This window comes from Archangium sp. (assembly GCF_036389735.1).
Taxonomy (GTDB): Bacteria; Myxococcota; Myxococcia; order Myxococcales; family Myxococcaceae; genus Archangium.
In genome coordinates, this window is the sequence record NZ_DASVWK010000733.1 from 1 (window position 1) to 6,811 (window position 6,811).

4 protein-coding genes are annotated in these 6,811 nt (G+C 70.0%); 2 read left to right on the forward strand and 2 right to left on the reverse strand.

Annotated features, from left to right (window positions below; genetic code table 11):
• Window positions 1-1,457 (reverse strand): hypothetical protein (locus VF794_RS26125; protein WP_331114982.1); only part of this gene is annotated, 1,457 nt, incomplete at its 3' end.
• Window positions 1,458-1,783: 326 nt separating this feature from the next.
• Window positions 1,784-2,374 (reverse strand): hypothetical protein, encoded by a 591-nt coding sequence (locus VF794_RS26130; RefSeq protein ID WP_331114984.1) that lies wholly within the window; start codon window positions 2,372-2,374, stop codon window positions 1,784-1,786.
• 285 nt (window positions 2,375-2,659) lie between these two features.
• Between VF794_RS26130 and VF794_RS26135 the strand changes: the two genes are divergently transcribed.
• Together VF794_RS26135 and VF794_RS26140 are read left to right on the forward strand one after the other, a co-directional pair.
• On the forward strand, window positions 2,660-5,521 hold the full coding sequence (locus VF794_RS26135) for a hypothetical protein (protein ID WP_331114986.1): 2,862 nt from the start codon (window positions 2,660-2,662) through the stop codon (window positions 5,519-5,521).
• Between the two features lie 27 nt (window positions 5,522-5,548).
• Complete coding sequence (locus tag VF794_RS26140) at window positions 5,549-6,754, forward strand: OmpP1/FadL family transporter (protein ID WP_331114988.1); 1,206 nt, start codon at window positions 5,549-5,551, stop codon at window positions 6,752-6,754.
• Window positions 6,755-6,811 lie beyond the last annotated feature (57 nt).

The window sequence follows — 6,811 nt, forward strand, 5'->3', positions numbered from 1 at the left end:
TGCTCCACCGCCACGCGCTTGCCGTCCGCCGTCTCCACCTGCGTGCCCTCCGCCATGCACAGGCGGGTGTAGTCCACCGGCTCCACCACCCGCTTGGACGGGATGCGGAAGGGCTCGGGCTCGCCCCCGAACGGGTCCGGGCACGTGCCCTCCGCATACACCCACATCTCCAGCCGGACGTTCTGCGCGTTGTCCACGCAGTTGCCCGCGCCGAAGTCCATGATGCCGTTGAAGGGGTACTCCCCGGGCAGCGTCGGCGTCTTCCAGGGCAGCTCGCCCTTGCCCACCAGGGTGCCCGTCGTGTAGCCCCCTTCGCACCAGCCGCCCGAGTCCAGGAGGAGGGCGGCCACCTTGCTCGTCACCTTCTCCACCTGGCACTCCGGCAGGAGGGTGGGCTTGAACACGCCGCGCGCGGGCACCTGGAAGCGCGCCTTGTCGTAGACGAGCCCCTCGGCCGGCTCCCAGTACGCGTTCGGGTCGGCGGTCCACGTCGACGTGCCGCCCTCCGCGTGGCTGGCGAGCGTGGCGTCCTTGTCCACCGCCGCGATGCCCGTGCCGCCCGTGCTCACGAAGGGCGTGAAGGTGCCATCCGGGTTCTTGCGCACGGTGCCGTAATCACAGTCCAGGGAGCCGTGGATGCTGCCGCGCTCCAGGCACATGCGGATGGCCTTGTCCTCCGCCGACGGCACCATCAGCTCCTTCGGGTGCTCGACGAGGATCTCCCCGTCGCCCGTCTCCGGATCGAGCGTGGCCGACACCGACGTATAGGTGAGGTGCTCCTGGCCCGTCGCCTCGTTGAAGGCCATGGCCAGCGAGTCCACGAAGAGTTCCTCCTCGTGCGAGCGCGCCAGGGCGAGGTGCAGGGGCGCCGTCTCCAGCACCTTGCCGGCGTACTCTTCATGGGACTCGGAGGCGATCAGGGTGAAGACGTTCTGCGTGGAGTTGGTGGAGAAGGCGTTGACGTCCACGTAGCCGTAGTCCGAGCCGTTGAAGCACGAGGTGAGGCCCGTGCCCTCGAAGCGGGCCAGGCTCGCGTCACTGCCGGAGGCGCCGAGCGGAATCATGTGTCCGCACCAGGGCTGCTCGGGCGTGGATGTCTGCAGGGCCCCCACCTTCGCGGGCTCCGCCAGGGGCCGCGCCCGCGCCCGGAGGTTCGCCAGCCGCACGAAGAGCCGCGGGGCCGTGACGGTGGAGAGGCCCGCGGACTGGAGCCGGTTCATCACGAAGCGGTATTGCACCGGATCGCCGAGGTCCACCGGCATCGAGGCGTTGGGGGAGTTCTTGAAGGACTGCGCGTGGACGGACTTGCGCCACTGGGCATAGCGCCCGGCCATGGCGCGCGAGTCCTCGGCGAGGACCTGCCTGTCCACCGGTGCCACGGGAGGCGACTGCCGCTGCTGGCCACAGCCGACACCGAGCGCTGCCAGTACCACCAGACTCAGAAGGGGACTTCTCATGGCGTATTCCATTCGAAGCAAGGGGCTAGAAGACGCACCTCCCCTGTCCAGGGAGGAGGAGCCCTGGTGACGCGGTCACTCGAGGGATTCGAACTGTGAAGGGTGGGTCGGAGTGAACACGCCCCGGCTCACCCCTCAACGTGTGTCCGCCTCGGGTTGGGTGCAGCGCGAATGGAAATTGGGTGTGAGACCATCAACACCCGGACCGGGCGCGCATCGGGCGCCTGACAGTCGGGGAGGTCTCCGGTTGGACGCGGCCCCCCTTTTCATGAAGGAGGGCCGCAATGCCTCTCACGGCACGGGCGGCGGAGTGGGAAAACTTTTTCCTACTGCTTCTTCACCGACTCGAGCAGCTTGCGGAAGCCCTTCTCGGCGCTGGCGACGGTGCGCTCGGGGCCGGTGAGCTTGAAGAAGACGGCGCCCTGGGGGCCCTCGACGATGGCGCCCAGCAGGCGGGAGCCGGGCCGGGGGGTGGAGGGGCCCATCATGGGGCCGCCGCCGGTATAGGTGCCCTTGACGTCCACGGTGGTGACGGAGAGGCCGTTGAGCGTCTCCTTCTTGGTGCGCGCGTCCTTCTCGGAGATGGGGGCGCCATCGGCCTTCTGGAACTGGGACAGCCAGCGCTTCACGTTGGCGTCCACCGCGCCGCCCTGGCCCGCGCCGAAGTAGAAGATGGCCAGCTCGGCCGCGTCCGTGTCGCCCTTGGCGGGGGCGATGCGGTAGGTGGCCACGCGCATGGGCCGGGTGCCCTGCGCCTCCCACCCCGAGGGGGCCGTCCAGGCGATCCCTCCCGCCTCCGAGGAGCCCTGCTGCGCGGCCTGAGGGTGCCCCTGGGGGGCCTGCTGCGGCGACTGCGCCTGGGCGGGGGCCACGCCCACCGCCACCACCATCGTCATCGCACTGAACAGTCTTTTCATGAGGCCCAACCTAACCCGGCCCGGGCCCCCTCGCACCGCCCTTCTCCTACCCGACGCGGCGGGTCGCCCCCACGCCAGGAGCCCGGGCACCTCGCCCCCTCCGGGCGGGACTTCTCTGTCTGCCAACGCACGCCCCCCCACCCGAGCGTCGGGGATGCACGGCTCGCGGGGGCGCCCCACCTTGTCCATGGATGACTCGACGCGTCACGTCATGTGTGCCTTCATCCGCATGGAAAGGACGTGTTACGCCCCGGCCTGCCTTTCTCCGCTCGAGGAGCTTCATTCATGAGGAAGCTGTGGGTCGTCGGGGTGCTCGCCCTGGGTACTGTCGCGTGTGAACCCGAGAAGCAGCCGGAGCAGCCCGTGGAGGTCGTGGTCGCCGCGTTCGACCCGAGCGCGGTGCCCCCGGTGGTGCCGACGCCGAATGACCTGGCCATCAACCCGAGGACGGGGCTGGTGCAGGCGCCCGTGGACCCGAGCGCCCCGGCGGCGCAGCAGGAGTTCACCCGCGACTACCTCAACACACTCGACGGCTTTCCCACCACGGCCGTGGCCTCCACGCCCGTGGCGGACCTGGATCCCTCCACGCTCGGCCCGAGCACCGTGCTGTTCCTCGACCTGAAGCCCGAGGCGGCGCTGCCGGGGGTGACGCCCGAGCTGGGTTATGACGCGCAGCGGGGCCTGCTCACCGTGACGCCGCCGCGCTCCGGTTGGCCCAAGGGAGGCCACTACGCGGTGGCTGTGATTGGCGGCGCCGAGGGCGTGAAGGGCACCGGGGGCAAGCCCGTGGTGGCCTCCCCCGCGTGGTTCCTGCTGCGCTCCGCCCAGCCGCTCGTCACGTGCCCCGAGGGGGCACCGCGCACGGCCGACGCCTGCCGGGCCACCACCCACCTCATCCCCTCCACCCAGCAGGACGCGGTCGCGCGCATGAAGGAGCAGGCGGGCACCGCGCTGCGCTTGGAGGAGCTGCGGCTGCGCTACGCCCCGGTGCTGGACACGCTGGAGGGGCGCGGCATCTCCCGCGACGACGTGGCCCTCCTGTGGACGTTCAAGGTGGTGAGCCTGCCGGAGGCCACCTTCGATCCGCAGCGCAACGTCATCCCCTTCCCCAATGACCTGCTGCTCACCCGGGACGCCACGGGCGCCCACGTGAACCTGCCCATCCCCTCGGGGGCCCCGGCCGAGCAGAAGGCGCTCCTGGAGGGTCTCAACACGCTGGATGGCTTCTCCACCACCGCGCCCATCGTCTCGGAGAACAGCGACACGCTGGGAGCCATCGACGTGGGCCGGCTGGATGCCTCGCTGCTCACCGCCGCCACGCGCTTCGTGAAGGTCACCGCGAAGGGCGCCGTGCCGCAACCCGGCGTGGAGGTCTGTCTGAACTGCGCGACCAGCAAGAAGGCGGATGGGAGCGTGGCCACGGGCAATCCCTCCCAGCTCCAGTTCGTCCCGCGCCTGCCCCTGGAGGAGAAGACCACCTATGCCGTGGCGCTGACCACGGGCCTGAAGAACGATCAGGGCAAGCCCGTGGTGCCGGCGGGGGCCTTCGCGCTGCTGCGCTCGAGCGCTCCGCTGGTGGACGCCGCGGGCACCAGCCAGGTGTCCGGCGTGCTGGACGCGCAGGCGCAGCAGTTGGAGAAGGGGCGCCTCGCCCTCAAGCCGCTCATCGACGGGCTGGTGGCCGGAGGCATCGCGCGCAAGGACATCCTCCTCTCGTGGGCCTTCAGCACGCAGAGCACGGTGAGCACGTCGCGCAAGCTGCACGCCCTGCCCGCCACCCTCGGCGCCGCGGACCCGTCACGGCTGCCGGACGCGCCGCTCTACCTGGAGGACGTCACGGCGGAGGCCAAGAGCCGCATGGGCACGCTCCCCAGCGACAACATCGGCAAGGTGCTCGCGGGCGAGCTCGTGGTGCCCTTCACCCTCAACGGGCTGAACGGCACGATGCGGCCCGAGACGCCCCGCTTCGACCGCATCCCCTTCCAGCTGGTGCTGCCGACCGCCGCCCCGGCGACGGCCGAGGGCTACCCGGTGACGCTCTACGGGCACGGCCTGCGAGGCAACCACCGGCACTCGCTGGCCATGGCCAACGCGCTGGCGGGCGCGGGACGCGCGGTCATCTCCATCGACACCGTGAAGCACGGCGAGCGCAGCGTGTGCGTGGGCTCCGCCGTCCTCTTCTACGACGCCGCCAGGAATCCCAACCCCACCGATGACATGGCGTGCGCGAACCCCGTCACGCAAATCTGCGAGAAGGAGACGGCCAGCCCGAGCTACGGCCGCTGCGTGGCCCGGACGAACTCCCCGGGCGCCGTGCGCGATTTCTGTGACTCCAGCCTGCCGGACGCCGACCGCGACTGCGCCGCCCTGAAGCAGGGCCGCTGCCTGTCGGACAACAAGTGCGAGGGCGGCACCTTCCTCACCAACTCGGACGGCTCGGTGACCATCTCCGGCTGGAACATGCTGGACCTGCAGAACTTCTTCGTCACCCGCGACAACTTCCGCCAGCAGATCATCGACCTCGCCCAGGTGGCCCGCGTCGTCCAGGGCTCGGGCATCGACACGCGGCTGGAGCCCCACGGGGCCAGGCTGGACGGCACCCGCCTCGACTACGTGGGGCAGAGCCTCGGCGGCCTGCTGGGCACGCTCTACACCGCGGTGTCCCCGGACGTGCATCGCGTGGTGCTCAACGTTCCGGGCGGGCGCCTCACCCAGCTCCTGGACGAGGCCACCGCCAGTGACTTCGTGAAGATGCGCACGGCGCTCTACACGGCCCTCGCGGCCAAACAGATGCCGCGGGGCAGCCCGGCCTTCGACACCTTCGTCTGGAGCGCCCAGTGGATTTTGGACCCGGCCGACCCCGTCAATTCCTCCTGGTCCGTGCGCAACGGCAGCGGCCTGCCCGCCGACCGCGACGCGCTGGTGCAGTACATCACCGAGGACAAGGTCGTCCCCAACACCAGCACCCGGGCCCTCATCGACGCGGCCAATGCCCGCCCTGGCGCGAAGCCCCTGACTGTCCACGAGTACAAACCGACGGCGGACGAGCTGCCAGGGGATGCTCGTCACGGATTCCTGAATAACTTCTACAACACGGACATCACCACCGAGGCACAGAAGGAAGCGGTGCAATTCCTGACGCAGTAGTCCCACTCCGCGCGAAAGGACTCGCGTATGAAGAAGACACTCACGCTCGCCATCCTGCTCGCCGCCGGCACCAGCCAGGCGGCGGGCATCGCCGTCGACACCCAGAGCGGCCGGGCCACCGGCATGGGGTCGACGGGCGTGGCGAGTTCTCAGGATGCCTCGTCGCTGTTCTACAACGCGGCGGGCATCCTCGGGGTCAACCGGATGGATGCACAGCTCGGCGGCTCGCTCATCGCGCCGAGCTTGAGCTTCACCCGGGAAGGCGGCACGAAGCAGACGCAGAGCCCGCTGTCTCCACCGCCCTACGCCTACTTCGCCTACAAGCTCATCCCCAATCTGGCGGTGGGCGTGGGTGTCTTCACCCCCTTCGGGGCCAACAGCCAGTGGCCGGACGACTTCGTCGGGCGGGGAATCGCCAAGACGTCGCAGGTGGCCACGTATGACATCAACCCGACGGTGGGCTTCGCGCCCCTGGACTGGCTGAGACTCGGCGCCGGCGTGCAGGTGGTGTACGGCACGCTGGATGTCACCCGGGCGCTCGACTTCAGCCCCTTTGGCGTGGCGCAGGAGGGCACTGCGACGGTGTCGGCCAGCGACTGGGGCTTCGGCTACAACGTCGGCATCCAGGCGGACGTGGTGCCCATGTTCCTCACCCTCGGTGCGCACTACCGCAGCGAGGTGAACATGGAGCTCGCGGGCGACGCGCGGTTCGAGAACATTCCCCCGCCCCTGGCGGCCGCGCCCCAGCTGCAGAACGGCCCCATCACGGCGGACCTGACGCTGCCCGCCTCGGTGGGCCTGGGCCTGGCCGTCATGCCCCTGAAGAAGCTGATGGTGACCCTGGAGGCCAACTGGGTGCAGTGGTCGAGCCTCCAGCAGATCCTCTTCGAGTTCGAGAACCCCCAGCGCAACCAGCCCTCGGTGAAGGACTGGCACAGCCGGGTCAACGTGCGCCTGGGTGGAGAGTACGGGGTGACGGAGGCCCTGGCGGTGCGCGCGGGCTTCGTCTACGACCCGACGCCCTCTCCCGAGGAGACGCTCGCGCCGGACCTGCCGGACGCCGACCGCCTGAAGGTCTCCGTGGGCGCCGGCTACACCACCTCGTCCTTCCGGGCGGACCTGGGCTACCAGTTCGTCATGCTCCAGGACCAGCGGAGCACCTTCCAGCCCCTGCCCGGTACCTACAGCGGCTCGGCTCATGTGCTGGGCCTGACACTCGGCTATTCGCGGTAACCCTCCACCCTACCAGGGAGGAATAAGGGTGACGACGAGGCCCGGCGCCCCGAGGGT

Excerpts from the sequence above, each read along its gene's own strand:
- VF794_RS26130 (WP_331114984.1), bottom strand. The coding sequence starts at position 2,374 with ATGAAAAGACTGTTCAGTGCGATGACGATGGTGGTGGCGGTGGGCGTG.
- VF794_RS26140 (WP_331114988.1), top strand. The coding sequence starts at position 5,549 with ATGAAGAAGACACTCACGCTCGCCATCCTGCTCGCCGCCGGCACCAGC.
- VF794_RS26135 (WP_331114986.1), top strand. The coding sequence starts at position 2,660 with ATGAGGAAGCTGTGGGTCGTCGGGGTGCTCGCCCTGGGTACTGTCGCG.